Origin of the sequence: Streptomyces sp. NPDC046831, assembly GCF_040645305.1 — a bacterium.
GTDB lineage: Bacteria > Actinomycetota > Actinomycetes > Streptomycetales > Streptomycetaceae > Streptomyces.
The window spans coordinates 1-1,137 of sequence record NZ_JBEYXZ010000082.1 but is presented as its reverse complement, the minus strand read 5'-3'; the positions used below and the strand labels follow the sequence as shown (position 1 = coordinate 1,137).

General features: G+C 39.0%; 1 protein-coding gene. It reads left to right on the top strand.

The window, feature by feature from the left end; translation table 11 throughout:
* Positions 1 to 136: 136 nt before the first annotated feature.
* The coding region (mobV, locus tag ABZ920_RS30490; protein WP_361512079.1) for a MobV family relaxase at positions 137 to 1,137 on the top strand (1,001 nt) is incomplete at its 3' end.

Below are 1,137 nucleotides of genomic sequence, written 5' to 3'. Positions count from 1 at the left end.
TAAGGGGAGGATTCCCCTTACTCATGAACTTTCAATGTACCTTTAGGTGCTTTGAAAGTGGAGTGAGTCCACTTCGCTATCGCAAAGCTCAAAAAGCTCTGCTATCGTGTGTTTTTTGCGGTGTCGGATTTCGCCCATGTCATTTGCTATTTTGCGTATTCAGAAACTCAAATCATTTGCCGATGTTGGAGGCAGTCTTTCGCATAATTATCGCAATCGAGAAACGTTAAATGCCGATGATGCTCGTACACATTTGAATGAACATGCCTTGGATACCAACGAAAAATGTATGACCGCTATTCGTGATCGTATTCCTGAAAAAAGACGTAAAGATGCGGTTTTGTGTATTGAACATTTGATTACAGCGAGTCCGGAGTGGGATGGCTGGGGAACTGAAAAAGAAACCGCATTTTTTGAGCAGTCGAAAAAATGGCTTGAAAATAAATATGGTAAAAATAATGTCGTCAGCACCACCATTCACCGTGATGAAACAACCCCTCACCTTGTCGCCTACGTTGTTCCAGTGGACGAAGAAACGGGGCGATTGAATGCTAAAAAATATATCGGTGGATCTCGACATACACTTTCACAAATGCAGACTGATTTTGCAGTTGAAGTAAAAGATTTAGGACTAGATCGAGGGATCCAAGGGAGCAAGGCAAAACATACGTCTATTCAAGAATATTATGAAAAATTGAACAATTACGAGAATGAACCAGGCATTGAAAAAGGACTCACCTATGAAGTGCCTGAACCTGAGTTTTTTGAATCTAAAAATGCCTACGGTGAGAGAGTCGCAAACGCTATGATTGATCAGATATTTGATCAAATTGCGCCACGATTTGACCGAGCGAATGCACTGGCTAGTCAAACGGAAAAATTAAAAAAAGAACTGTCTGATACCAAAAAAACACTCGATGAGGTTCAGCAACGAGCAAAGCCATATTTAGACATAATCAACGAATATAATCATCCAAATCTTGAGAAAGAATTTAATAAGCAAGTTGCTAAATTAAAAGATAATTTTGATTCAGCACTTGAACATCATAAATTCCTAAAAAGACAGGAAGAACAAGAAAGATTTAACCAACAACGTGAACTTCGCAATCAATTACACTTAGAGCACGAACAAAAAAA